The sequence below is a fragment of the Peijinzhouia sedimentorum genome (assembly GCF_049340005.1).
Classification (GTDB): Bacteria; Bacteroidota; Bacteroidia; order Cytophagales; family Cyclobacteriaceae; genus CAXBDP01.
The window spans coordinates 299,815-325,443 of the sequence record NZ_JBMPIY010000001.1 but is presented as its reverse complement, the minus strand read 5'-3'; the positions used below and the strand labels follow the sequence as shown (position 1 = coordinate 325,443).

Genomic DNA, 25,629 nt, shown 5'->3' with positions numbered 1-25,629 from the left:
TTTTGATTTTGGATCAAAATTATGCTGATGAGGAAAGCTATATATTTACTTACCCTTTTATTAATAATTGTTGGAAATAGTGGGTTTGCCCTTAACGCAATAGATCAGAATCCATCCAACAATCAACAGGAATCCAGCGAGCCAGAAATTAATCTTTCTTCCCCGTATGGAGCAGTATTTACGCACCTAAAGTATTTGCAAGATGAAACCTACCGCCCTGATTTGGCGGCAAAGCCATTTCTGCGTTCTGGTATCAGTCAAGAAAGAGGAGAGGAGTTAGCGATTAAGCTTTTTCAATACTACAACGCGAAAGGCTTTTATATTGATTTAGAGCAGATTCCAAGACAGCCAAATTACTATGATAGTAGTAGAAATAGGTCTGCTTACGAGGTCGTTCCATTGCATTCTGAAATATTTGTTGAAAAGGTGGGAGATCGGTGGTTGTATTCCAGCCAGACAATAGGAGAGGTGGACAGATTACACAAGGAGACTTTCCCGTTTGGGACGGATAAGCTACTTTCATTAATTCCTGAAATTGGACAAGACAAGTATTTTGGTTTATACTTATGGCAACTCATTGGGCTATTGGCCATTATTTTTGTTGGGCTAATTCTGCATAAGGTTTTCACCTTTGCCATCGAAATTGGCCTTTTCAAAATTCTTGCAAAATACGGTTATACCGATGTTGGCCGAAAGTATCTCTTGCCTGTAGCCAAGCCTTTTTCTTACTTTCTTATTATAGCTTTTGCATTAGTATTTGTGCGCATTTTGCAGCTTCCATTTGAGTCAGGTAGATTTATTATTCGTACTTTAACTATTCTTCAGCCATTAGCTGCCACTGTTGTATTCTACAAATTAGTAGATGTTTTCGGGTCATATATGAAAATAATGGCTCTAAAAACGGAGAGTACATTGGATGATCAATTAGTGCCTTTATTACAAAAGACGTTGAAATTTTTTGTGATAATAATTGGTGGCTTAATCATTTTGCGGGAGGGTTTGAATGTAGATATCTGGCCGATTCTTACGGGTTTATCCATTGGTGGTTTGGCTGTAGCTTTAGCTGCTCAGGATACACTCAAGAACTTCTTCGGATCCATAATGATCTTTATAGATAAGCCATTTCAAATTGGGCATTGGATTACAAGTGGCGATATTGATGGCACCGTGGAGGAGGTTGGTTTCAGATCTACTCGTATCCGTACTTTTCGTAATTCGCTTATGTATGTGCCAAATGCTAAATTGGCAGATAGCGTAGTGGATAATCACGGATTGAGAGTGTATAGAAGATTTTTCACCACTATTACAGTTACTTATGATACGCCTCCGGCTTTGTTGGAGCTATTTGTGGAAGGTTTACGCTCAATTGTAGAAAAGCACCCGGACACAAGAAAAGACACATTTCATGTGTACTTCAATGATTTGGGAGCACACTCTTTGAATATAATGTTCTATATATTTTTCAATGTGCCAGATTGGGGACAGGAATTAAGAGCAAGACATGAAGTGCTAATTGAAATAATGAAATTGGCTGAAACTTTGGGAGTTCGATTTGCATTCCCTACTCAAACATTACATTTGGAAGAGGTGCCAGGGCATGATTCACTAACACCGATTTATCCAGATGATAAAAAAGAACTTAGAAATAGGTTAGAATCATTCTACCAAAGTTCACAACCGACAACGAATAAAAAAGACAAATAATAAATCCGCAAATATGAAATTTGGAACCAAAGCAGTACATGCCGGGGTAGAACCGGATCCGGCTACAGGAGCGATAATGACTCCTATTTATCAAACCTCAACCTATGTGCAAAGCTCCCCAGGGCAGCATAAAGGTTACGAATATTCTAGAACGCACAACCCAACTAGGGATGCTTTGCAAAAGAGTTTAGCCGCTTTGGAAAATGGCAAATATGGCCTTTGTTTTTCGTCTGGAATGGGAGCAATTGACTCAGTAGTAAAACTTTTACAACCGGGAGATGAAGTGGTAAGCACCAATGATTTATACGGGGGAACTTACAGAATTTTCACCAAAGTATTCCAACCGTTAGGAATCAAATTCAAGTTTGTGGGAATGAATGACCTACAAGCTGTGGAAGATGCAATAACTCCTAAAACTCGTCTTATCTGGGTAGAAACTCCCACCAACCCAATGATGAGCATTATTGATATCAAGGCCATTGCAGCAATTGCCAAAAAGAGCAATGCAATACTTGCAGTGGATAATACTTTTGCGACTCCAGCCTTACAAAATCCACTTGACTTAGGAGCTGATTTGGTGATGCACTCTGTAACTAAATATATCTCCGGCCATAGCGATGTGGTAATGGGTGCACTGGTGTTGAATGACCAAGTATTACATGAGAGATTAATGTTCCTGCAAAACTCTTGTGGAGCTACTCCTGGTCCGCAAGATTGCTTCTTGGTACTACGTGGAATTAAGACGCTTCACTTGAGAATGGACAGACATTGTAGTAATGGAATTGCCATTGCTAATTATCTAAAATCTCATCCGAAAGTAGAGAAAGTTTATTGGCCGGGTTTCGAAGATCATCCAAACCACAAGGTTGCAGCTACGCAAATGAGCGGCTTTGGAGGCATGATTAGCTTTACTTTAAAAGGTGATGTATTAGAAGATGCCATTAAGGTTCTAGAGTCGTTGAAACTATTTGCTTTGGCAGAATCACTTGGTGGAGTAGAGTCACTTTGTGGACATCCAGCAAGTATGACTCATGCGAGCATTCCTGCTGATGAGCGTATTAAGTCTGGCTTGAAAGACAGCCTAATTAGACTTAGCGTAGGCATTGAGGATCCTGAGGATTTGATAGAAGATTTGAAACAAGCGATTGGTTGATTCTAATCTAAATTGATTTTACAGAAAGCCACCTTCATTTGATTGAGGGTGGTTTTTTACCCTCCCGCGTTTTTCTTCACAATATCATTAAGCGCAAAAGCAAACTTCTCAACATCTTCGATTCTTGTATAAAGATGTGGCGTTACCCTCACACCTTGAACGGCATCCATATCTATAGCTACGGTGAAAATCCTATAGTCATCATACAGCTTTTTAGCTAATTCTGCGGGCGTCATTCCGTCTATTCTCACATTGGCGATGGCGCATGATTGATCATCTCCCATAGGCGTATTAATAATGATTTTTGGATTATCCTTTACCTTATCTACCCAGTAGTTTTTCAAGTAGCGAAGTCTAGCTTCCTTTCGCGCTGAACCTATGGCCTCATGAAAACGGATAGCATTTGCAATGGCCAAATGAGATGAGTTTGGTATCGTACCTATTCTCTCAAATTTGCGAATATCATTGTCTGGAAAGTTAGTCTCACCGAATAGCGGCCATACATTTTGGATGCGGTCTTTCTTGATGTACAATAATCCAAGCCCAAGTGGCGTGCCGAGCCATTTGTGCATACTAGCTGCATAATAATCGCCACCCAAATCAGGGATTTTATGCTCTACATGAGCAAATGAATGTGCCGCATCAATAATTACCTGAATACCTCGTTCATGTGCCATTTCGCTGATTTCCTTCGCAGGCAAAAGCTGTCCCGTAAGGTTGATCATGTGAGTTAGCAAAAGCACTTTTGTGTTTGGGGTTATTGCTTTTTCAAAAGCATTTACCACTTCCATTTTGTTTTTGGGAAGAAGCGGGAGGGAAATTACATTATTCACAATTCCTTCTCTACGAGCACGATATGCAAATTGAATAAGCATACTGCCATAATCTTGGTTGGTCATCAATGCCTCGTCTCCTTTTTGCAAATCAAGACCTAAAATGATGGTATTAAGTGATTCGGTAGTGTTGCGGGTAATGAGTAATTCCTCCGGACTGCAACCAGCAAAGGTAGCAAGTTTTCTCTTAATCTCAAGCATATCATCATACTTGCTGCGGCGCATATAGAATGCCGGTGCTTCGTTGATTTGCCTAATATTTTTGATTTGGGCATTGAGTACTTCTTCAGCAGCCGGACTCATATAGCCATTTTCTAGATTGATAAAATGAGCAGATTGAACGTAGGCTTTCTGTATTTCGAACCAGAAGTCTTCATTACTGGCCATTTCGTTTGGAGTTAGGTTTTGCCATTTGCGAGCTTCTCGTTCTATATTTTTGGCAAAGGTTCCAGAAAGCGGGAGGATAGAAGCACCGATCGTTGCGCCTCCCAAAGTTTTGATGAAATTTCGTCTGGCTTGGATGTTCATAATTGTGGCCTTAGTGGAATACTCAAATCACGATTAAAGATGTGGAAAATTTTTGAAAGAAGGGTAGTCGGTGAGGGGTTATAAATTATGGGAGATGGGTTTTCTTTTAAATATTTTGGTGAATCATTAGCCATTGATTTTTTTGGAGCTTTGTGAACAAGTTCTTCCACTTCCTTCTTTGAGAATTCCAGTTATACCGGTAAGACTTATTCGAATTCTATCTTTTAATGAAGCCCAATTCGAGGTAATTAAAACCTGATGAAAATTTTTCTAAAATTATGATTCTCAGATTTCAATGGCACAGTTTGGATAGTTTCAAAGTGGTTACAGTAAGCGAAATCATCATTTGGAACTTAATGCAACCTTTTAATATAAAAAGTAATCTAGTTAATGTTATTCAAATCGCTTTTTCAGCTATCTCTAAACGCTAATGAAGTACTCCACATTAAAAATAACACTTATTGTAGCAATTGCTTTTGGTGTTTATTACATCCTTGATGAGCAATATTTTAGAATATTTAGATCTTGGTTGCACGAAGATGTCATCCATCAATATGGAATAAGCCACAATATTGCATATTTAGTCTCGGGTATTCCAATTTTTCTAGGAACCATACTTATGCATCGTGAGTCAAAGTTCTTTAAAAGTTTAGGACTAAATGGAAGCCTTATAAAAGCTATCAAGTTATCCTTGATTTGCACAAGTCCTATGCTCTTAGGTTATCTGATAGTATTTGATCTTAATAGGGAGTTGACTTTGAATACATTCTTAATATCTGGAGTCGCAGCAGCATTTTTTGAAGAAATATATTTTAGAGCCTTTCTTTTTGGACAAGTATTTCGATACACTCGTTTTGGTTTTATTCCGTCAATCTTTTTTGGAGCCATAATTTTCGCGCTTAGCCATCTTTATCAAAACTCTGATCCAGCAACTATTTTTGGCATTTTTATAACCACGTTATTAGGAGCGATTTTATTTGCATGGCTGTATGTAGAGTGGAAGTTTAATATTTGGATTCCAATCTTATTACATTTTTTCATGAACGTGATCTGGATGGTTTTTGCAGCAGGAGATAATGCCCTAGGAGGCGTCTATTCAAATATTTTCAGGATTATCACCATTATCTTGGTTATTGTACTTACAATTAAATACAAAAGGAGAAATGGAGAATCCTTGACCATAAACAGGAAAAATATTTTTTGGAAAAATAGCTAGATTAAATTGAGAATGGGAAGCTCCAAAAAGGGTGAACTCAGCTGAACTCGTCATTTAGGAAAGTTGTCCTCCAAGGTTTGCAGTAAATTGAATATTTGTAAGTTTTTTGGAGCTTGTTTAGAGGAAAAGGTTAAAATCGCAAACTTGCTCGTATCAATAGACTCAAAGATTATTCATGAAATTAAGTGCTTACAGAAACTAGAAGGTCAACATTTGCTGTAAAAGATATTTTGTCTGTCTTTCCAGCTGTTTTAAAAGTGCCTTTAGGAGTGAGATTTGTATTTTTGCTTTATTAATGAAGATTCCCCCACCAAACAAACCAACAGACGTTCTATTCAGCACCATCAAATTCATCCCTACTAACAATATCCCTTTCAAGCCCAATAGAAACAAAAACCTTTTCCTTCTTAGCATCTTTTTGGAAAATTGCCTTTAAAAGCAGGATCGCACCTACACTTAGCAAAATGGCACCACCTGTAATCAGATAAAAATTTGTCATTCCTCCATATTGTTCAGCCAGACTTTGATCCATCATTTTGTCTGTATCGAGGAAAAACATAGAGCCGAAAGCAAAGCCATTGTTTGCAAAATGGATCAGCATTGGGAGAGCCAAATTCTTTGTTTTGTAATAAACCCAACCTGCCAAAAAGCCAATAACCATAGCACTCACAAATTGCCAAGGATTCAAATGAACGATACCAAATAATAGGCTAGAAGCTAGAATAGAAATGAATAAAGAATATCGCTTTAGTAGCCCATCCAGAATTATTCCTCTAAAAATCAGTTCTTCAAGGACGGGTGCTGCAATCACAATCATCAGAAATGGGAATATGCCTTTTTGACCGGAGAGCTCTCTAAACATTTCCTTTGCAAAATCCGGCATTGGAATCAGGTTGATAATTGGCGAACTAACTCCAACCTGCAAGGCAATCACAGCGACGATTAACAGAATCAAAACTTTGGGTGAGAACTTTGCAAACTGGAATTTACTAACGCCAATTTTATTAAATCGCTTCTTATGGATAATCCAAAATGACAAACCCATAATTGCTACATAATAAAGAAAGTTGGCTGCATCTTTACCTATAATATTTTCCATAAAGGCGATAGGACTCAGCCCAACCATCAATAAAATGATAATCCCAACTATACCAAAGCTTTGATTGAGGTTAGGGTAAGCAGGTTTTGAAATAGGTTCCATATTCATATCTCAAATTTAATTTCAATTAAAGATGTTGATTTTTCTTTAGAATATTTGAGTTATGGGTTATAGGTGATGAGTTATGGGTTATTCTTTTTTTTGCTTGTTAGAATAGCGGATCTAAGCATCTTTAGAATACTATTTGCCTTGTTGTTTAGAATTTTGAATTCTTCCTCAGTAATATATTCGGAATGAAATAGAAGCTCGAGCCAATAAATTGATTCATCGCATTCCTTTTGTGAAATGTAGAGCTTGTGAATAAAATCTGCATTGCTTTGAGCGTTTTGAGCCTCACGAATATTTGCTCCAACAGAAGTCCCTGCACGGAGTAATTGCTTGCTTAAGACATATTCTCTTTTCTGCTCAGACAATATCTTGTACAGTACAATAATATCTAATGCAAACTCAAATGACCAATCCTTTAAAATACTTTTCCTTTCACCCATACCTCAAAATTAATAAAACCCATCACCTATAACCCATCACCTATAACCCATCACCTATAACCTATCACCCCTAATCCCTAACAAGTTCCTCAAACGAAATATCCATCAACTCATAAGCCTCCCATCCTACAAAATCGAAGTGCCACCATTCGTTGAAATACACTTTGAAACCATGCTTGTGCATAATGCCAATTAGCAGGTCTCGATTTTTGATTTGTTCAGCAGGAAGTTCTGTATAGCGAGGGCTTGCCAACTCGGTGAAATCATCATAATCTGTAGGCATGGGGAGCTCTTGACCAGTCTTTAGATTGATCACCGTTAAATCTACTGCACAACCTCTATTGTGTCTGGAGCCATCTTTTGGGTGTGCTACGAATTCCTTTTTGTCTGCCAATTGATAGAAAGTAACTGTAACAGCATAAGGTCGATATCCATCGAATATCTTTAAGCCTAACCCCATACTATTCAATTCGTTTTGGGCATTTTTTAGCGATTCGGTGGCAGCTTTTCGCAGATAAGCTTTTTCCAATTCATAAACTTTAGTCTTTGCGAAATTATTTGTGCTTGCGTATCTGATATCGAAGATTAGGTTTGGAATATATTGGCTCAAATCCACCAATTCCTTATTGGGATTTTCTTCCACCGATTTCTGATAATCTTCAACTTGACTTATAATTTCAAGTCCATATTTATTACTTTGCTGGGCAATGGCACTAAGATTTAGACATAAAAAAGCCAGCATTGATAACAATGTCGGCCATTTATAAATCTTCATTTTATTTACAATCACTTTAATCATCCGTACTCAAAAGTTTCTCTAGAATATCGATAGCGGCTTTTGAAATAACAGTGCCTGGACCGAATACGCCAGAAACGCCAGCTTCATATAGGAAATCATAATCTTTCGGTGGAATTACTCCTCCCGCTATTACCATAATATCCTCGCGCTTTAGTCTTTTTAACTCCTCTATTAATTTGGGAATAAGTGTTTTATGACCTGCGGCAAGCGATGAAGCACCAATGATATGCACATCATTTTCTACGGCTTGCATGGCTACTTCTTCTGGTGTTTGAAACAATGGTCCGATATCCACATCGAAGCCAATGTCTGCAAAGCTGGTGGCAATTACTTTTGCGCCTCTGTCGTGACCATCTTGTCCCATTTTGGCCACCATAATTCTTGGACGACGGCCTTCAATACTTTCGAATTGATCGGCTAATTCTTTTGCTTTCTTAAAGTTTGGATCTTGCGCCACTTCTCTTGAATATACTCCTTGAATAGATCGAATAACTGCTTGATGGCGACCATAGACCTTTTCCATCGCATCGGAAATCTCGCCTAAAGTTGCTCGCACTCTAGCAGCCTTCACAGCTAAATCTAGTAAATTTCCTTCACCTGTTTTGGCCGCATTGGTAATTTCTTCCAAGGCCTTATCTACATCAGCTTGGTTTCTCTCAGTTTTCAGTTTTTTGAGACGTGCAATTTGCGAATTATAGACTGCGGTATTGTCCACTTCATGTATATCAAATTCCTTATCGCTCTCAGCTTGGTAGCGATTAATCCCAACGATGATATCTCTTTTGGAATCTATCCTTGCTTGCTTTTTGGCAGCGGCTTCTTCAATTCTCATTTTAGGAAGGCCACTTTCTATGGCTTTGGCCATTCCACCTAATTCCTCTACTTCTTCTATCAATGCCCAAGCCTTTTCTATCAATTGCTCAGTAAGGTATTCCACATAATAAGAACCACCCCATGGATCTACGGCTTTGGTTACTTTGGTTTCTTCTTGCAAGTAAAGCTGCGTATTTCTAGCAATACGAGCAGAGAAATCAGTAGGCAATGCTAATGCTTCGTCGAAAGCATTCGTGTGTAAACTTTGTGTGTGACCAAGGACGGCAGCCAAAGCTTCCACGCAAGTTCGCGTTACATTATTGAATGGATCCTGCTCTGTCAAACTCCAGCCTGATGTTTGGCAATGTGTTCGCAAAGCCATTGATTTTGGATTTTGCGGATTGAATTCCTTAATCATTTTTGCCCAAATCACTCTGGCGGCTCGCATCTTGGCAATCTCCATAAAATGGTTCATCCCAATAGCCCAGAAGAAGGAAAGTCTAGGCGCAAAATCATCGATATTCAAGCCTGATTTTAAGCCAGTTCGCACATATTCCAATCCATCTGCAAGGGTGTAGGCAAGCTCAATATCGGCAGTAGCGCCAGCTTCTTGCATGTGATATCCACTAATGCTTATGGAATTGAATTTGGGCATATTCTTGGCCGTGTAGGCAAAAATATCGGCGATAATGCGCATGGAAGGAGTAGGAGGGTAGATGTACGTATTCCTCACCATAAACTCCTTCAAAATATCGTTTTGGATGGTTCCGCTCAGTTTGTCTGGAGATACACCTTGCTCTTCAGCTGCAACTATATAAAATGCCATTATTGGAATCACTGCTCCATTCATCGTCATGGAAACAGACATTTTATCTAGTGGAATTTGGTCGAAAAGCACCTTCATATCCAAAATGGAATCGATTGCTACGCCGGCTTTTCCTACATCACCAACTACTCGCGGATGATCCGAGTCATATCCTCTATGTGTAGCCAAATCGAAGGCTACGCTCAAGCCTTTTTGGCCAGCAGCGAGATTTCTTCTGTAAAAAGCATTGGACTCTTCTGCCGTACTAAAACCTGCATACTGCCTGATAGTCCACGGCTGATAAACATACATGCTAGAATATGGGCCTCGCAAATAGGGCGGGAGGCCAGCTACAAAGCGAGATCCTATATCGTTTTGCAAATCCTCTTTGGCATACATCCCTTTTATCTCAATGTCTTCAGCAGATTGAAAAGCAGGCAAATCCATTTCGGATTGCTTGGCTAAGGGAATTGCTTTTTGATCTATATTCTTAAAATTCGGCTTCATTTAATTTCAATCAAGGGTTTCAATAATTTGGCTCAGGCTGTTGATCACATTCGATTTTGCATGGATAAAATAATCCACTCCAGCCACTCGTAGCTTGTCGGCATGCTCCACAGGATTTCCTGCGATGACAATTTTTGCTGTGCCTACATTTTTAATGTTCTCAGCAACAGATTCGCCCATTGCTATATAATCCTCATCTGAACCACAAAGAATTACTAAATCTGGATTATGCTCTTTTAATTCGTTAATGGAATTCTCTTTTGAGAAGGTAGAAAGTGCCATTAATGGAATACCTATAGTGCCAAAAAATGCTTGACTGAAGTTGATACGGGCGCTAGGCATAAATCCATTGGAAAGAGGGAGAATAACGGCTTTTGGAATTTTACCTCCCGCCTTTTTCGATTCCATTTGGTGACGTAATGCTTCAAACTGTAAGGCTGCATGACGCGGGAGGAAGGAATCAGTATTTTCCATCCATTCAGGTTTTAGCACCTTTTCAAGACTGTCAGTTGGGTTTGGAAACTGATTGGTACCAATAAAAGTGGTTTTTCTAGAAGCCACTTTTTCGAGTTTTGTATTTCTCTTATCTGTGACTAAGCTAAGTAAATAACCGGATGTAGCATTTACTTCGAAAGTACCTCTATCTTCAAGGTCTAGAAATAATTCCCACGCTCCTTCAATAAGTTTTGCCGTGAGCGTTTCGATATAATAGGATCCGGCAACTGGATCAGCGACTTTCCCAAGGTAAGATTCTTCCTGCAATATCAAGGAAATGTTTCTGGTAATCCGTTTAGAAAATGCACTTGGCTCTGCAAGTCCTTCGTCATACGGACTAATGGAAATACTATCTGCTCCACCGATTATTGCAGACATTGCTTCGGTGGTATTGCGAAGCATATTCACGTAAGGATCGTAAAATGATTTGCTCCAAACAGATGAGTATGCATGAATTGTTTGAGAGTAATTTTCGATATCATAACTGCTTGCAATTTTAGCAATCAACGCTTTCAACGCGCGTAATTTTGCAATCTCAATAAAGTACTCATTCCCGATAGAGGATTTTACCATCAAATTGTCGAAAATGGTAGCAGCGGATAAACCCGCATCGGTACCCTTGTCGAGATATGCGACCAAATGATGTATGCCGATTCCCAATTGTTGAATAGCATCGGCACCTGCATTTTGGTAAATGCCCATATCTAAAGTGAAGGTTTTTAACCCACCCGCTTTTTCATTGGATTGGAGAAGTTTAGCGAAGGATGATATCTCAAAATGACGTTCTTTTCCTTTTAGGAAATCAGCCATAGGATCATGATCTATAAAAATATTTACCAGTGTTTGATCTATATTTTGTTTGCTCAACCAATTTTTCAACTCACTTATAAACTGCTCATTATTTGCTATTCCATAAAATGAAAGCGCACAATATTGCGGCATTATTCCATTCAAGAGTAATCCTAATTCAGCCTTACCATGTAAGTGAAATTCAATTCCATCTGCACCATTTTCCAGTGCAGTGAGCGCTTCTTGATTAGCTTTATTTGCATCCGAAACCAGTACTTTTTCGAAATTGGTCCAATGCCGATTTGCAAAAGCTGGATTGTCGTTGGCATTGATGTTATGAAGATTTTGGAGACTATTTAACTGCTGTAAATCTTCTTGAAAATACATTGGCTCTAATTGGAGGCCTTCATCTGTTTTCCAAAAAAGGCTTTCATAGTCTTTGCCTTTGAGGTCTTTTAATACTTTTGCCTTCCATTCGTTTTTTGAATAATCGGGAAATGAAAGTGCAGAGAAAAAATTGGATGGCGAATCACTCATCTATTTCAGAGATTTTGTTTGTGTAAAAATACATTAAAATCCGCTATCACTCGAATTATCAAGGATGACTTATATGAGTTGCGGGAAATATATAATTCAATAGAAAATCGACATTAAATAATCGGAAAACTTGTCTTTTCGTCCTTTCAACTGTGGTAATTTTTTATCAAATTTGTCTCCCTCTTTTCTGAACATCAAATATTTTTTAATAAGAAGAGTATCTAATAAATGAATGATTGTGCGACCATTTGGGCTAACTGTTTGACTTATATTCGAGAGAATGTAGGTGAACAACCCTATATTACTTGGTTCAAGCCGATTGTTCCGCTGCGATACGAAGATGGCGCACTTACTATTCAAGTACCTAGTCAATTTTTTTATGAGTGGTTGGAAGAAAACTATGTTCAATTGCTTCGTAAGGCGATAGATCAAGAAATTGGCAAGCATGGGCGATTGGAGTATTCGGTAATAGTGGACAATGGTAATTCCAATAACAAACCTGTTTCCATAAATTTACCAAACCAGAACCGACAAAAAGCTATGGCCTCGATGAATGGCAATGGCTATGAAAGTTCTAATGGTAATTTTCAGCCGGATACATATAAGGATGCCTTTATGTATCAAACTGCACTGAATCCGAATTATGTTTTCGACTCATTTATTGAGGGAGATTGTAATAGATTGGCTCGTTCTGCAGGCTATGCGGTAGCGACTAAACCAGGAATTACTTCTTTCAATCCATTGATGATTTATGGTGGTGTAGGGCTAGGAAAAACGCACTTGGTACATAGTATTGGAAACCAAATTCGTTCAAGCTTAGAAGATAAATTGGTGTTTTATGTTTCTTCAGAGAAATTCACCAATCAATTTACAGACGCTATTAAAAACAACTCTATTCAGCAGTTCACGCATTTTTATTTGCAAGTGGATGTACTAATTATTGATGATGTTCAGTTTTTGTCGGGCAAGGAAAAAACGCAAGAAATGTTTTTCCATATCTTCAATCACTTGCATCAGAATGGTAAGCAGGTAATCCTAACCAGTGATAGACCTCCGCGCGATTTACAAGGTTTGCAAGATAGATTGCTTTCTCGTTTCAAATGGGGGCTTACTGCAGATTTGCAATTGCCGGATTTCGAAACGCGTATCGCCATTATCAATAGGAAACTCCAAGCCGATGGAATTGATATTCCGGAAGATGTCGTGGAATATTTGGCTTATAGCGTAGATACTAATGTCCGTGAATTGGAAGGTGTATTGATATCCTTAATTGCACACGCTTCACTTACGCGTCGCGAAATCAATCTTGAGTTAGCGAAGCAAACTTTGAAGAATATTGTTCAAGAGATTGATTCAGAGGTGGGTATAGATTATATCCAGAAAACAGTAAGTGAATACTTCGGCATATCAGTAGAAGATATGAAAGCCAAAACGCGTAAAAAGGAAATCGTGATTTCCAGACAAGTTGCGATGTTCTTAGCCAAAGAATATACTAATCATTCGCTGAAATCGATTGGATATCATTTTGGTGGGAGGGATCACAGTACGGTAATTCATGCTGTTCAGTCTGTGGATAACATGATGGAAACCGACGCTAGATTTGCTCATTCATTAGAAGAAGTAAAGAAGAAAATTAAGATTAGAAGATTCTAAGATTCTACAATTCCAACAAAAATTCTGACACAAAAAAACCTCTAAGATCTTGTCTTAGAGGTGATTTTATGATTTTCGCTAATTAGATTAAGCTAATTGTCCTTCAAGCTTACCAGCTAAAACAGCCTTGTTTACTGCTCCAACTTGCTTATCAACGATTTCACCATTTTTGAAGAATAATAAAGTCGGGATACTTCTGATTCCAAATTTTGCAGATACGCCTGGGTTGCTATCTACATCTACTTTACCGATTACAGCTTTGCCTTCAAATTCAGCAGCCATTTCTTCTACAACTGGGCCGATCATTTTACAAGGGCCACACCATTCTGCCCTGAAATCTAGCATTACAGGTTTGTCAGAATTGATTATTTCTTCAAAATTCTGGTCGGTTACATTAATTGCTTTAGCCATTACTTTAAATTATGTTGATTATTCGTTTTAAATTCTTTTCTCTGTGATTTTCGAAAGGTAAACAGCAACTTTTCCTTTCAGGTTCATGCTTCATGCATAATTACTGTTGGTTTGCTTTTGGCAACTCTTTTCAGCTCTCGCAAACTATCTTGCTCTAAGTTAATACATAATTTCCGAGCAAGAAGTGGCACTTCCATTTCCTCCCGCCGGTCTATAAAATGTAGTCTAACAGGTACGGAGCCGGGATAGGTATTTTTAAGATTATCTAAACTACTAATCATACTTTGGTTTAGTGACTCTAAATCTATATTCACTTTCACACCTTTGGCCAATTTCTCCCACAGGTCACTAATGAATTCAATTCTTACAATTTTTGCTTCGAAGTCATTATCTCTGTATTTATTTCTTTCCACTTTCACTACCAAAAATAAATACCAGCCCGTTTCTAAAAAGCCCTTGAATTTAATGTAGTCTTCACCGAAAATCATAAATCGGAAACTTCCATTGTAATCTTCCATAGTCAATGAGCCGAATGGTTTGTTTGATTTTTGGGTCATTCGATGTTGTACCTCGGTAACCATGCCTGCCAATTTCATGGTTTTGCCAGCTAATTCCTCCAAATTATTGAGGTCGCTTAGGCTTCCATTACAAAAACTTTGAATCTCCAATTTGTATTGGTCAAGTGGATGACCAGAAATGTAAAGTCCCACAACCTCCCGCTCTTTTCGGAGCTTTACCAAATCGTGGAAAGGCTCCATTGGTGGTACACTTGGCTTTGGTATGTCCATTCCACCTGAACCGCCGAATAGACTAGTTTGAGCACTTTCTTTTTCTATTTGAAGCTTCTGAGCGTATTTGATAGCTTTTTCTACTAGATTAGCCTCACCTTCAGGAGCTTCCAAATATTGTCTTCTGTGGTATTCTTCGAAACAATCGAAAGCGCCAGACATGGCCAATGCTTCGAAAGTCTTTTTATTGACAGCCTTTAAATTCACTCTATTGGTGAAATCAAAGATATCCTTGAAATGACCAGATTTAGTTCTTTCCTCTATCAATGATTCAACGGCAGCTTCACCCGCACCTTTTATTGCGCCTAAGCCAAATCGTATTTCACCTTTTTCATTTACCTCAAAGTACACACCCGATTCGTTCACATGGGGACCCAACACCTTAATTCCATAATCACGGCATCCTTCCATGTATTTGGTAAGGCTTTTAATATCGCTTTGGTTGTGTGTAAGTACCGCAGCCATAAACTCCGCTGGATAATGCGCTTTTAAATAGCCAGTTTGGAATGCTATATAGGAATAGCAAGTTGAGTGAGATTTGTTGAATGCATAGGCTGCAAATGCTTCCCAATCTGTCCAAATTTTCTCACATATTTTGCGTTCATGTCCATTCTTTTTACAGCCTTCTAGGAAGGTTTCCTTCAATTCATCCAGTACGGACTTTTGCTTTTTACCCATTGCTTTACGCAATTTATCCGCTTGGCCTTTGGTGAATCCAGCCAAGGATTGGGAAAGAAGCATCACCTGTTCTTGGTATACCGTGATCCCGTAAGTTTCCTTCAGGTATTCTTCCATTATAGGAATATCATAGCTGATAGGCTCGATACCATGCTTACGAGCAATGAAGTTTGGTATATAATCCATTGGGCCAGGACGATACAGCGCATTCATGGCAATAATATCCTCAAACTTATCTGGTTTGAGTCCCTTGAGGTGCTTTTGCATTCCAGGAGATTCAAACTGAAATAGGCCAACCGTTTCTCCTTTTGAAAAAAGCTCTAAAGTCTTTATGTCATCTAGTGGAATCGTTTCTATGTCAATGTCGATCCCATGATTTTTCTTTATTTGGCGCAGTGCGTCTTTTATGATAGACAGGGTTTTCAGACCCAAAAAGTCCATTTTCAATAAGCCGGCACTTTCCACCACAGAGTTGTCATACTGGGTTACTACCAAGTCAGAATCCTTGGCAACGCCTACAGGAATAAATTTCTGAATATCATCAGGAGTGATAATTACGCCGCATGCATGAACACCTGTATTTCGAAGCGAACCTTCCAAGACATCTGCTTGACGAAGGATTTCGCCTTGAAGACTTTTGCTATTCCTGATGGCTTTGAGTTGGGGCTCCAACTCATAAGCCTTTTGCAGATTGATGCCTATGGGTTTGTCAGGAATAAGTTTGGCCAATTGTGTTGCTTCACTCAATGGCAATTCCATTACGCGTGCGCAATCGCGGATTGCTGATTTTGCGCCCATTGTACCATAGGTAATGATTTGAGCTACTTGTGATTTGCCATACTTGTTGATTACATAATCGATTACTTTTCCTCTGCCTTCATCATCAAAATCGATATCAATATCGGGAAGTGAAACCCGATCCGGATTAAGGAATCTCTCGAATAGTAGATCATATTTAATGGGATCCACATTGGTAATTGCAATGCAATAGGCTACTGCAGAGCCCGCAGCGGAGCCACGTCCAGGACCAACTGAAACGCCCATTTCACGCGCTTTATTGGTGAAATCCTGGACAATTAGGAAATAGCCGGGATAGCCAGTTCGTTCAATGGTTTCGAGCTCAAAATCTAGTCTTTCTCTTATTTCATCTGAGACTTCGCCGTATCTTTTTTCAGCACCGACATAAGTAAGATGGCGCAGATAATTGTTCTCGCCTCTTTTCCCTCCATCAATTGCATCTTGTGGATCGACAAATTCTTGGGGTATATCGAAGGCTGGCAACAAAACCTCCCGCTCCAATTCGAAAGCCTCAATTTTATCTACGATTTCCGCTATGTTTTCAATCGCCTCAGGGATGTCAGCAAAGAGCTTTTTCATCTCATCCTGCGTTTTGAAATAGTATTCTTTGTTCGGAAAGCCAAATCTATAACCTCGACCTCTTCCTATAGGAGTACTTTTTTTCTCTCCATCTCTTACGCAAAGCAAAATATCGTGAGCGTCAGCATCATTTTTATCTAAGTAATAGACATCATTGCTGGCTATTACTTTCACATTGTATTTGTCGGCAAACTCAAGTAGCACGTCATTTACGCGATCTTCCTCTTCAAGCCCATGTCGAGTTAACTCTACATAAAAATCCTCTTTAAACGTATCTACCCACCATTTAAAAGCCTCTTCAGCTTGATGCTCACCAATATTTAGGATTAAGCTTGGAACTTCGCCTGTTAAACCACCACTTAATGCGATAACATTATTACTATATTGTGCGATTAACTCACGATCAATTCTTGGGTAAAGCCCGTAATTGCCCTCTGTAAATGCCAGAGAAGCCAACTTGGCCAATGAATGAAATCCATCCTTATTCTTTGCCAAAAGCACCTGACTAAAGCGCTTATCAGTATGATCTTTGGTAAATTGGAGTCTGGTACGCTCCTCAGCCACGTAAAATTCGCAACCTACAATAGGCTTAATCCCTTGCTTAAATGCTTCTCTTACGAATAGAAATGAGCCAAACATATTGCCTAAATCCGTGAGAGCCACTGCCGGCATATTCAGTTCCTTTGCCTTGGCGATAAGTTTGGGTATTTGGGGGACAGCCTGTAATACAGAAAACTGAGAATGAACATGTAAATGCGTAAATGGGGCAGAAATATCGACACTTTGATTAGGTTCGATGATTCTCCGTTTCTTCTTAGCAGGTGCTTTTTTTACAAAATTAGCTTCATCTAAAGCGGGAGGTTGATAGGTGATCTCTTTGATCATTACTCCTTCAATAGGCTTGATTACGCCTTCTTTCAATAAGCCAAAGAAGCATCTTGCGGTGGCGTCCACATCAAATGCTGCATCGTGTGCGTCCTTGAAAGGCTTGTTAAATAATTTTTGGTGAAGTTCGGTAAGTGTAGGCCATTTGAATTTCCCGCCTTTACCTCCAGGTAAAGCGCAAAACTCTGTTGCTTCGTCTTTGGTGTCAATCGATGCACGACCTTCCAGCTGATTATCCTCCTTCATTCGCAGGTATTCAGCTCCCATTATATTGATATCAAATCCAATATTATGGCCTACTAGGAAACTTGACTTGGCAACATCTACCGAAAATAATTCCAGAACCTTGCGTAAAGAATGACCTTCCTTTTCTGCAAGTGCAGTAGAGATTCCATGAATTTTTTCTGAGTTATAAGGGATTGTAAAACCTTCTGGTCTTACTATATAATTGTGACTAGAAACCAGATTTCCTTTTGCATCATGCAATTGCCAAGCTAACTGAACCAGCCTCGGCCAATTGTCTAGATCACTTACAGGAGCATTGTAGTTTTGAGGTAAACCAGTGGTTTCGGTATCGAATATTAAATACATAGCTTATTTGCAATAGTTGTTTAAAAATGCTTGAGCCTGAGTATGTCCCAAGCTTAGAGCTTTTTGGAAATAAGGGCAGGGATTTGTTTTCCCACTTTCAGCGGCAAATTGACCCAATGTCATTTGAACCAATGGGTCATTTGGAGCTAGATTTTCTCCTTGTTGCAATGTAATCCAAGCTTGGTCGATTTTACCCAATTCAAACAAGGTTCTGCCTAAATTCATGTAATAATAAAATACAGTAGGTTCTAAAGAAATCGCTTTGCTATAGTATTCTTCTGCCTTTTCCAGATTCTTACTTTGAAATTGTGCTACTGCAGCGTTGAAATATAATCGACTTGAATTTTTCTCTAACTTTAGTGCTTTTGAATAGCTATTCAAGGCAGCATTATAATCTCCGTATGCAGCTTGAGTTATGGCTAATTTTTCCCAAGCAAAATAGAAATCAGGATGGGTATTACTTGCTGACTGCCAAAGAGCTAAAGGTTCTTTCCATTTGGGTAATGCTTGTATGAAATTGAATCCGTAGTAAATAACTATCAAAGCAAAAATAGCAATATTTTGTTTGATAGGCAGTTTTTGTAATGCTAGTGCTAATATCAATGCCATACCAAAAATGGGCACATACAAATATCTATCTGCGACCGGACTTGCTATACTAAATTGAATTAGGTGAATTGTGGTAAATGTCAAAAAATAGAAGAGAGGAAATGTAAACTTCGACTTAATTAGATATAGTTTGATTAACAAAACCAATGAAATTGGCCATAATAATAGTGTTGTGTGTGTAATAATACTAATGCTAAATGGGGGATAAATTGCTGATATATCTCCAAACCAAAATATACGCTTAAGGAACCATATAAGCTTAACTCCTGACAATAATAGTAGTTCTGTATAATTCTCAGATTCAGGAATACTAGGTCTAAACTTGAACCCTAACCAAATGATAACTGGAACGATTAATACAAAGGGGGATAGTTTCTGAAAATCCTTAATACTTCTTTTACTATACAGCCACCATATAGCTACCATCATTATTGGCCAAATTATTCCTTGTACCTTGCTTAACATGGATACTATAACCAATAAAATTGCAATGAAAACGTGCTTCTTTTTATGGTTATCTAAATATTGAACCCAAAATGCTAAACCAAAAAAGCCAAAGCTAGCATAGACCAACGTACTCCTTGCTGAAATCCATGCGATTGGTTCTGAAGCAGATGGATGAAAAGCTAATAGGGAAGCTACTATTAAGGCAACCCAATTATTGCGACTAAGCCTTAATGCCAATAAATACGCACCCAAAATTGCAATAAAGTGCCATATGATCGAAAAAGTATGGTAGACCTTTGGACTAAAGCCAAAAAGCAAGGTCTCAATTTTGAATAGTAAGGTGACTATAGGTTGGTACATACCTGCAGCTGGCTCGGAAAATATTTTGAAAATTGAGTTTTTGACTGGGTTTCTAACTAATTCATTCTCCAAAATTTGCATATCATCATCCCAATTGAAGGCAAAATTGAATTGGGATACTTGCCAAGTGAATAGCAAAAAGAAAAATAGCAAAGCTACAATTAGTGCAGTTTGAATATTTTGAGTAGGTGCTGTTCGCAATTTAGTGGATTCTCTGAATGAAAAATTAATGATAAATTTATCTCACAATTTATCAAAATTAATGATGGAACCCTTGATCAATTTTTAGAACTGACTCTTAAAATTTCAAATAGGAATAATTAGATCAAAATGGGTTGATAAATTATTTCTCAGTATATGGGACGTAAATCACCTTCTTGGTTTCCATATATGGTTCTTTGAAAAAATTGCTAAGGGGAAATTCTTGAACGAATAATTCTGATTCCTCTATTTCTTCAGCCAAATCACCTCCTTTTAGTAGGAGCATGCCATTGGCCAGTTTGTGTGTGTGGCCTGGATTGATTTTGTGCTTAGACCATAAATGAAGATTTGCTAAGCGAGCAACGGCTCGGCTAATCACAAAATCGAAAGTACCTTTTACCTTTTCTCCTCTAATATTGGCTGCTGTCACATTGTCTAGTCCAAGAGAAGTTTTCACGCCTTCTACTACTTTTATCTTTTTTCCGATGGAGTCCACCAAATGAAACTGAGCCTCTGGAAATAAGATTGCCAGTGGAATTCCTGGGAAACCTCCACCTGTACCAATATCCATGATTTTAGCTCCTGGCTTAAAGGGATTGATCTTAGCAATAGCCAATGAGTGAAGGACATGGTGAATATAAAATTCATCCATGTCTTTTCGGGATATTACATTAATTTGGGAATTCCACTCATCGTACAAACTTTTCAGTTGATCGAATTGCTGGATTTGCTTCTCGGTAAGTGCCGGGAAATAATGGTAAATAATTTCTGATCCTTTCACAGAAGCAAAGATAGGTTAAATGTGCTCTTCTTTCCCTCTTACCAAGTCAGAAAGTAACTCTCTTGCTCTGTGAAGTTGGGCTTTTACTGTGCCTAGGGGTGCTTCAATTTCTTTGGCAATTTCGTCATAAGAAAATTCCTGAAAATAGCGAAGCTTCACAAGTCGCTGATATTTAGGAGGTAGCTTTGTTACGAATATTCTAATAAGTTCTTTTTTCTGGGTATTGATTGCCTCTTCCTCTGGATCCATTTTCAGATCCATCACTTCTATACCTACAGAATCACCATTATCATCTTTGTAAGCATGATGAATACTCAGTGTATCTAATTTCTTTTTGCGGATAAAGTCAATCGCATTGTTGGTTGCAATACGAAATAGCCAAGTACTGAAAGTATAATCTTTTTTGAATTTGTGGAGATTTTTGAAAGCCTTTGCAAACGCTTCAATGGTTAAGTCTTCTGCATCATCAACATTACGAACCATTTTCAGGATCATATGATAAACAGGTTTTTTGTACCTCTTCAACAAATCTGCATATGCTTGCTGATCTTTCTCATCAACCGCCTGGTCAATAAGTTCGAAATCCTTTAAAGCCTTTTGAGAAAAACCACGTGAAGCTACCATTTTATCCTTTTAGAAAACTGTGCAGATATGCCAACCAATAAATAATATTTGAGATAAAAAATCTCGGAAAAAATTAATAAAAATCCAGCAACTTTCACACCAAATCGCTTAGCAGCTAGAATAAAAAATGTATGCAACAAAATTAACCTTAAAAGGAATCCTCCCGCCGCTATTCCAAATAAAAGTTTGTAGTCTAATAAGTTCTCCCAATAGAAGGCTAATATAAAGGCATTTAGCCACATTAGCGATAAGGAAATATGGAAAAGGCCAATCCTGAATTTATCTCGAAATTTGTAATGCTTTCCGGCTGCCATGTGTCTTAATTTTTGTCTGTAATATGTTGACCAGGATTTTTTAGGTACTGACATTAAGACCACATCTGAACCGATACACACCTTAGTGAACTTTTTCTTGGCGTACTTATTTACAAACAAATCATCATCGCCACCAGTCAATTCCATCATTCCATAAAAGCCCTTATTCTTTAAGAAAAAGCTTTTGCGATAAGCCAAATTTCTACCTACACCCATATATGGTCTAAAAGCGAGCGCAGATGAAATATATAGTATTCCTGTTATAAGCGTTTCAAAATCAATTTGTTTGCCCAAAAACCCGCCGGATTTCTGATAATGCGAGTAACCTAAAACTATCTGCGTTTCCGGATCGAAGGTTTTAGCCATTTCGCTTGCCCAAGATTTGCTATTTGGACGGCAATCAGCATCGGTCAGTAAAACGATGTCATTTTTGGCAGCTTTTATACCCAGGGTTAATGCGTATTTTTTTGAGTTAAAAGCATCAGGAGTTGAATCAATCACCACCAATTTTAATTTTGGATGCCTCAATTTCTCTTCGGTCAGAAAGTCATAACTCCCATCTGAAGATTTATCATCCACAATAATTATTTCATAATTTGGATGATCCTGCTCCAAAAGTAAAGGGAGCAATTCTCGTAAATTTTCTTCCTCATTGTGTGCACAGACTACAATTGATACTCCTTCAATTTGACTTTCATCTACCGTTTTTCGCTTGAAAAATGGAATCCGGATGAAGTAAACTAAGTGATAAATAAGTTGAATAAATACAAGGGCAATGAGGCTGTAGAGCAGTAAAGGTAATATCATTTGAAAGTACGTGTTCAATTCTTGCCAAAGATAGTCTTTCAGGGATTATTTAATGTTATTTTTGCGACTTGAAAAATGAGACTTGTTGCAGATGAATTTTGAACTGAAGGCAAAAGACCTAAATACAAAGGCTAGGGCAGGTATATTCCACACAGCACATGGGGCGGTAGAAACGCCCATTTTTATGCCTGTGGGCACAGCAGCTACAGTCAAAGCTGTTCATCAGCGAGAGTTGGAATTGGATATTCAAGCCCAAATAATTTTGGGCAATACATATCACTTATATCTACGTCCAGGTCTGGATATATTGGAGCAAGCGGGAGGATTACACAAATTCAATGGTTGGGACAAACCTATCTTGACAGATAGTGGAGGATACCAAGTGTATTCTTTGTCTGGCACACGCAAGATAAAGGAAGCTGGAGTTGAGTTTAAATCTCATATCAGTGGGAGTAAGCATTTTTTCAGTCCGGAGGGAGTGATGGACATCCAAAGGAGAATCGGAGCGGATATTATAATGGCTTTCGATGAATGCACTCCATATCCTTGTGAATATGGCTATGCTAAGAGATCGATGGAAATGACTCACCGCTGGCTTGAGAGATGTTGCAAGCGATTTGATGAAACAGAGGGAATCTATGGGTTTGAGCAGCATTTATTTCCTATCGTTCAAGGGAGTGTATATCCGGAATTGAGAAAAATTTCAGCAGAAAAAATTGCCTCAATGGATAGGGTAGGCAATGCAATCGGAGGATTATCGGTTGGCGAGCCAGCTGAAGATATGTATGAAATGACAGAGGTAGTTTGCGATATATTGCCATTTGAAAAGCCTCGCTATCTGATGGGCGTGGGCACACCTGCCAATTTGCTTGAATGTATTGCTTTAGGTATCGATATGTTCGACTGCGTAATGCCAACAAGAAATGCCCGTAATGGAATGATTTTCACCACAGAGGGAATTTTGAATATGCGAAATGAAAGGTGGAAGGATGATTTCAGCCCAATTGATGCTGGATTGACTGCCCATTCAAGTAATTTTTATTCAAAAGCCTACTTAAGACATCTAATCACAAGTAAGGAGATGCTAGGAGCACAAATTGCTAGTATTCAAAATCTTAGCTTTTATCTATGGTTGGTGAAGCAAGCTCGTATCCACATTATTGAAGGTGATTTTGCAAGTTGGAAAAAGGAAATGGTTGAGAAAGTTTCGCGTCGTTTGTAATTGTGTCAATGATGGTTCAAATTTTGTTTAACGCATTCCCAATTCTGTAGATCTATTGAAAATTTTAGATAAATATATTCTAAAGCGTTTTCTCGTCACCTTCATTTTTGTGGTGTTGTTGCTTATATCCATAATCTCTGTTTTACATTTTGTGGAGAATAATGACGCCTATCTCAAAAATAATGTCAGCACATTAGAAATTCTTAAATACTACATGTACTATGCTCCGTACATGGGTAATGTTTTGACTCCAATTACCATATTTATTGCCACTGTTTTTATGACTTCCAAATTGGCTTCGCATACAGAGATTATTGCGATGCTAAGTAGTGGGATGAGCTTTCAGCGTCTTTTGAGGCCCTATATGATTGGTGCTTTTATCATTACTATTGCTAGCTTTTTATTGCAAGGCTGGATCATCCCAATGGCCAATAAGCCAAGGATTGATTTTGAAATAAAGTATATAGATGGAAAACAGATGTTTGGTCAAACCAATTTCCATGTGAAGGTTGGACCGGAATCGTACGTCTATATGCAGAGCTATTCCAATGCAATTAATACGGGTTTTAGGTTTACTATTGAGACAATAAAAGGTAATCAGCTTATTGATAAACTTTATGCGGAGCGAATCATTTGGAAACCTGATACAGTAGGTGAATCAGGCGTATGGCACTTGGTAGATTGGAAATATCGTAAGTTTTCTGGAATGGAGGAGGAAGCTAGAACTGGTAGCGAATTAGATACTCTTATCAATCTTTTTCCTGAAGATTTTGAAATAGTGGATAATAAACAAGAAATGCTCACTCTTACAGAACTCAACGAGTACATTGCGGTGCTTGAGTCAAGAGGAGCCGATAATCTTATTGTGTATTATATAGAGAAGTATTCTCGATTTATGGCTCCATTTGCCGCTTTGGTATTGACATTATTAGGCGTGATCGTTTCCTCCCGCAAATCTAGAGGTGGTACAGGTGCCCAAATGGCAGTTGGCTTTGGTTTGGCAGCTGTTTTTATCATTTTCTTTTTAGTCTCCAAAAATATTGCGGAAGGTGGAGCTATTAATCCACTATTGGCCGTTTGGATGCCAAATATTGTTTTTACATTTATCACATTGATATTGTACAAAACGCTGCCTAGATAATGACCGCCGATAGTAAGGATTTTTTTATGCTCCACTTAATAGTGCTGCTATGGGGTTTTACCGCAATCCTTGGCGTATTAATAAGTATTCCTTCTGTAGAAATTGTTTTTCATCGTACCTTATTAGCAGCTCTTGGATTAGGCATCATTTTACTTTTCCGCAAACATTCATTCTCGATTGGGCAGGTGGAAATAGTGAAAATGTTAGCAACAGGTTTTTTGATCTCAGCACATTGGATTTTATTTTTTGGAGCAGCCAAGGTATCAACTGCATCTATTTGCTTAGCAGGAATGGCAACTACCTCTCTTTGGACAAGCATTATTGAGCCAATATTAACAAAGAGAAAGATTAAAATCTTTGAAGTAGCCTTAGGTTTAGTGGTGCTTTTCGGACTTTATATTATTTTTCGATTTGAGTTTGATCATGTACTTGGCTTGTCAATGGCTCTTGGTTCAGCACTATTAGCCGCCATTTTCACCGTAATTAATGGCAAATTTACCAAGAAGCATCATCCATATATGATCAACTTTTATGAGATGATTGGTGCATTTTTAGGAACTGTGCTTTTTCTTCCTTTTTACTCAGTTTATATGACTGATGGCTTAGGTTTGCAATTGATGCCAACTGGGATGGATTTCATTTACATTTTGATATTGGCGCTTGTGTGTACTGTCTTTGCGTACTCCGTTTCAATTGAACTGATGAAAAGAATCAGTGCTTTTTTCTTAAATCTTACTGTAAATCTAGAACCTGTTTACGGAATTATTCTAGCTGTAATTGTATTCGGTGAAAAGGAGAAAATGAGTGAGCAGTTTTATATTGGCACATTGGTGATTTTGATTTCAGTACTTTCTTATCCAATTCTGAATAGATTAATGCAAAGAAGACCACTTTCGACAAGGCTCTTTAAATAA

At 38.3% G+C, this 25,629-nt stretch carries 19 protein-coding genes; 7 read left to right on the top strand and 12 right to left on the bottom strand.

Annotated elements, in window-relative coordinates; translation table 11 throughout:
- Positions 1-27: 27 nt before the first annotated feature.
- Together ACOXY8_RS01485 and ACOXY8_RS01480 are read left to right on the top strand one after the other, a co-directional pair.
- On the top strand, positions 28-1,704 hold the full coding sequence (locus tag ACOXY8_RS01485; protein WP_458329786.1) for a mechanosensitive ion channel family protein: 1,677 nt from the start codon (positions 28-30) through the stop codon (positions 1,702-1,704).
- Positions 1,705-1,717: 13 nt separating this feature from the next.
- Positions 1,718-2,857, top strand: coding sequence for a cystathionine gamma-synthase (locus ACOXY8_RS01480; protein WP_458329785.1), 1,140 nt, complete (start codon positions 1,718-1,720; stop codon positions 2,855-2,857).
- Between the two features lie 56 nt (positions 2,858-2,913).
- Here ACOXY8_RS01480 and ACOXY8_RS01475 read toward each other — a convergent pair whose 3' ends face one another.
- The gene (locus ACOXY8_RS01475; RefSeq protein ID WP_458329784.1) at positions 2,914-4,218 is read right to left on the bottom strand and encodes an aminotransferase class V-fold PLP-dependent enzyme; all 1,305 of its coding nucleotides are present in this window, start codon (positions 4,216-4,218) and stop codon (positions 2,914-2,916) included.
- 430 nt (positions 4,219-4,648) lie between these two features.
- Between ACOXY8_RS01475 and ACOXY8_RS01470 the strand changes: the two genes are divergently transcribed.
- Positions 4,649-5,434 carry a CPBP family intramembrane glutamic endopeptidase gene (locus ACOXY8_RS01470; protein ID WP_458329783.1) on the top strand — a complete coding sequence of 262 codons (786 nt, stop codon included), beginning with the start codon at positions 4,649-4,651 and terminating at the stop codon, positions 5,432-5,434.
- 331 nt (positions 5,435-5,765) lie between these two features.
- Here ACOXY8_RS01470 and ACOXY8_RS01465 read toward each other — a convergent pair whose 3' ends face one another.
- The 5 genes from ACOXY8_RS01465 to ACOXY8_RS01445 form a co-directional block, all read right to left on the bottom strand.
- Positions 5,766-6,641 carry a CPBP family intramembrane glutamic endopeptidase gene (locus ACOXY8_RS01465; protein ID WP_458329782.1) on the bottom strand — a complete coding sequence of 292 codons (876 nt, stop codon included), beginning with the start codon at positions 6,639-6,641 and terminating at the stop codon, positions 5,766-5,768.
- 74 nt (positions 6,642-6,715) lie between these two features.
- On the bottom strand, positions 6,716-7,081 hold the full coding sequence (locus tag ACOXY8_RS01460) for a four helix bundle protein (RefSeq protein WP_458329781.1): 366 nt from the start codon (positions 7,079-7,081) through the stop codon (positions 6,716-6,718).
- A gap of 70 nt (positions 7,082-7,151) precedes the next feature.
- Positions 7,152-7,856, bottom strand: coding sequence for a M15 family metallopeptidase (locus tag ACOXY8_RS01455; RefSeq protein WP_458329780.1), 705 nt, complete (start codon positions 7,854-7,856; stop codon positions 7,152-7,154).
- A 16-nt stretch (positions 7,857-7,872) separates the two neighbouring features.
- Positions 7,873-10,005, bottom strand: coding sequence for a methylmalonyl-CoA mutase (gene scpA / locus ACOXY8_RS01450; RefSeq protein WP_458329779.1), 2,133 nt, complete (start codon positions 10,003-10,005; stop codon positions 7,873-7,875).
- A 6-nt stretch (positions 10,006-10,011) separates the two neighbouring features.
- Complete coding sequence (locus tag ACOXY8_RS01445) at positions 10,012-11,826, bottom strand: methylmalonyl-CoA mutase family protein (protein ID WP_458329778.1); 1,815 nt, start codon at positions 11,824-11,826, stop codon at positions 10,012-10,014.
- 228 nt (positions 11,827-12,054) lie between these two features.
- Here ACOXY8_RS01445 and dnaA point away from each other — a divergent pair, with 228 nt between their 5' ends.
- The gene (gene dnaA / locus ACOXY8_RS01440) at positions 12,055-13,479 is read left to right on the top strand and encodes a chromosomal replication initiator protein DnaA (protein WP_458329777.1); all 1,425 of its coding nucleotides are present in this window, start codon (positions 12,055-12,057) and stop codon (positions 13,477-13,479) included.
- An 87-nt stretch (positions 13,480-13,566) separates the two neighbouring features.
- Here the strand turns inward: dnaA and trxA are convergent, their stop codons facing one another.
- The 6 genes from trxA to ACOXY8_RS01410 form a co-directional block, all read right to left on the bottom strand.
- Complete coding sequence (gene trxA, locus ACOXY8_RS01435) at positions 13,567-13,890, bottom strand: thioredoxin (RefSeq protein WP_458329776.1); 324 nt, start codon at positions 13,888-13,890, stop codon at positions 13,567-13,569.
- An 83-nt stretch (positions 13,891-13,973) separates the two neighbouring features.
- Positions 13,974-18,209: a DNA polymerase III subunit alpha gene (gene dnaE, locus ACOXY8_RS01430; protein WP_458329775.1), complete on the bottom strand. Its 4,236-nt coding sequence runs from the start codon at positions 18,207-18,209 to the stop codon at positions 13,974-13,976.
- Between the two features lie 3 nt (positions 18,210-18,212).
- On the bottom strand, positions 18,213-19,826 hold the full coding sequence (locus tag ACOXY8_RS01425) for a tetratricopeptide repeat protein (protein WP_458329774.1): 1,614 nt from the start codon (positions 19,824-19,826) through the stop codon (positions 18,213-18,215).
- 142 nt (positions 19,827-19,968) lie between these two features.
- Positions 19,969-20,607 carry a 16S rRNA (guanine(527)-N(7))-methyltransferase RsmG gene (gene rsmG / locus ACOXY8_RS01420; RefSeq protein ID WP_458329773.1) on the bottom strand — a complete coding sequence of 213 codons (639 nt, stop codon included), beginning with the start codon at positions 20,605-20,607 and terminating at the stop codon, positions 19,969-19,971.
- 15 nt (positions 20,608-20,622) lie between these two features.
- Entirely contained in the window at positions 20,623-21,231 is a 609-nt protein-coding gene (locus tag ACOXY8_RS01415; protein ID WP_458329772.1) for an RNA polymerase sigma factor, read from the bottom strand.
- Positions 21,225-22,352, bottom strand: coding sequence for a glycosyltransferase (locus ACOXY8_RS01410; RefSeq protein ID WP_458329771.1), 1,128 nt, complete (start codon positions 22,350-22,352; stop codon positions 21,225-21,227). Before ACOXY8_RS01410 ends, ACOXY8_RS01415 begins: the two co-directional genes overlap by 7 nt.
- Before the next feature lie 91 nt (positions 22,353-22,443).
- Between ACOXY8_RS01410 and tgt the strand changes: the two genes are divergently transcribed.
- The 3 genes from tgt to ACOXY8_RS01395 are packed head-to-tail and all read left to right on the top strand — an operon-like array spanning position 22,444 to position 25,629.
- Complete coding sequence (tgt, locus tag ACOXY8_RS01405; protein ID WP_458329770.1) at positions 22,444-23,574, top strand: tRNA guanosine(34) transglycosylase Tgt; 1,131 nt, start codon at positions 22,444-22,446, stop codon at positions 23,572-23,574.
- A 55-nt stretch (positions 23,575-23,629) separates the two neighbouring features.
- The gene (locus tag ACOXY8_RS01400; RefSeq protein WP_458329769.1) at positions 23,630-24,715 is read left to right on the top strand and encodes an LptF/LptG family permease; all 1,086 of its coding nucleotides are present in this window, start codon (positions 23,630-23,632) and stop codon (positions 24,713-24,715) included.
- Complete coding sequence (locus tag ACOXY8_RS01395) at positions 24,715-25,629, top strand: DMT family transporter (protein ID WP_458329768.1); 915 nt, start codon at positions 24,715-24,717, stop codon at positions 25,627-25,629. The genes ACOXY8_RS01400 and ACOXY8_RS01395 overlap by 1 nt, the downstream gene beginning before the upstream one ends.

What these genes read in the sequence shown, in the direction of transcription:
- ACOXY8_RS01485 (WP_458329786.1), top strand. Translation starts at nt 28, where the DNA reads ATGAGGAAAGCTATATATTTACTTACCCTTTTATTAATAATTGTTGGA.
- ACOXY8_RS01480 (WP_458329785.1), top strand. Translation starts at nt 1,718, where the DNA reads ATGAAATTTGGAACCAAAGCAGTACATGCCGGGGTAGAACCGGATCCG.
- ACOXY8_RS01475 (WP_458329784.1), bottom strand. Translation starts at nt 4,218, where the DNA reads ATGAACATCCAAGCCAGACGAAATTTCATCAAAACTTTGGGAGGCGCA.
- ACOXY8_RS01470 (WP_458329783.1), top strand. Translation starts at nt 4,649, where the DNA reads ATGAAGTACTCCACATTAAAAATAACACTTATTGTAGCAATTGCTTTT.
- ACOXY8_RS01465 (WP_458329782.1), bottom strand. Translation starts at nt 6,641, where the DNA reads ATGAATATGGAACCTATTTCAAAACCTGCTTACCCTAACCTCAATCAA.
- ACOXY8_RS01460 (WP_458329781.1), bottom strand. Translation starts at nt 7,081, where the DNA reads ATGGGTGAAAGGAAAAGTATTTTAAAGGATTGGTCATTTGAGTTTGCA.
- ACOXY8_RS01455 (WP_458329780.1), bottom strand. Translation starts at nt 7,856, where the DNA reads ATGAAGATTTATAAATGGCCGACATTGTTATCAATGCTGGCTTTTTTA.
- scpA (WP_458329779.1), bottom strand. Translation starts at nt 10,005, where the DNA reads ATGAAGCCGAATTTTAAGAATATAGATCAAAAAGCAATTCCCTTAGCC.
- ACOXY8_RS01445 (WP_458329778.1), bottom strand. Translation starts at nt 11,826, where the DNA reads ATGAGTGATTCGCCATCCAATTTTTTCTCTGCACTTTCATTTCCCGAT.
- dnaA (WP_458329777.1), top strand. Translation starts at nt 12,055, where the DNA reads ATGAATGATTGTGCGACCATTTGGGCTAACTGTTTGACTTATATTCGA.
- trxA (WP_458329776.1), bottom strand. Translation starts at nt 13,890, where the DNA reads ATGGCTAAAGCAATTAATGTAACCGACCAGAATTTTGAAGAAATAATC.
- dnaE (WP_458329775.1), bottom strand. Translation starts at nt 18,209, where the DNA reads ATGTATTTAATATTCGATACCGAAACCACTGGTTTACCTCAAAACTAC.
- ACOXY8_RS01415 (WP_458329772.1), bottom strand. Translation starts at nt 21,231, where the DNA reads ATGGTAGCTTCACGTGGTTTTTCTCAAAAGGCTTTAAAGGATTTCGAA.
- ACOXY8_RS01410 (WP_458329771.1), bottom strand. Translation starts at nt 22,352, where the DNA reads ATGATATTACCTTTACTGCTCTACAGCCTCATTGCCCTTGTATTTATT.
- tgt (WP_458329770.1), top strand. Translation starts at nt 22,444, where the DNA reads ATGAATTTTGAACTGAAGGCAAAAGACCTAAATACAAAGGCTAGGGCA.
- ACOXY8_RS01395 (WP_458329768.1), top strand. Translation starts at nt 24,715, where the DNA reads ATGACCGCCGATAGTAAGGATTTTTTTATGCTCCACTTAATAGTGCTG.